General features: G+C 62.1%; 1 protein-coding gene and 1 pseudogene. One reads left to right on the top strand and one right to left on the bottom strand.

Annotated elements, in window-relative coordinates; translation table 11 throughout:
* A partial coding sequence (locus EN935_RS41305) for a hypothetical protein (protein WP_206534738.1) occupies window positions 1-193 on the top strand: 193 nt, incomplete at its 5' end.
* A gap of 33 nt (window positions 194-226) precedes the next feature.
* Here the strand turns inward: EN935_RS41305 and EN935_RS39970 are convergent.
* Window positions 227-475: pseudogene (locus EN935_RS39970) on the bottom strand (NADP-dependent oxidoreductase); the annotation flags it as partial.

Here is a 475-nt window from a genome sequence, read left to right as displayed (position 1 = left end):
GGACAACGTGGAGAAGCTGCTCGACGTCATGCTCTGGAATGGCAGCGTCGGCGTTTTGGACAACGGCGCTCCAAAATACATCTTCGACTCGGGGTATAAGCGCCAGTATTTGGCGGCCTTGGTCAAGGCAAACGAGGGTGTCCAGCTCACGCTGCATCCCACTCTCGTTGCCGCCTTGGGCTCTGCGGTTTAGATCGGCAGACCCCCATCGCCGTGCTCGGTAGGCTCAGGGCCGAATGCGGATAACCGTCTTTCCCGCACGCCGCTCGGTTAAGTTGAAGGTGGCGATGGCATCGTCAAGGCTCGAGACCTTGCCGATATTCGTCCGCAGCCGACCGTCCCGGACCCGTTGAACGATCTCCCAAAGCTGGCCTCGATCAGCCTCGACGACGAAGTCAAACGCCAGGCCATCCGCTGGCCGCACGTCGGTAGGCCCGACGACGGTCACCAGCATGCCTCCGGCCCGGATCAGCGC

This window comes from Mesorhizobium sp. M7D.F.Ca.US.004.03.1.1, from assembly GCF_003998635.1.
GTDB lineage: Bacteria > Pseudomonadota > Alphaproteobacteria > Rhizobiales > Rhizobiaceae > Mesorhizobium > Mesorhizobium loti.
This window is presented reverse-complemented; position numbering and strand designations above follow the sequence as displayed.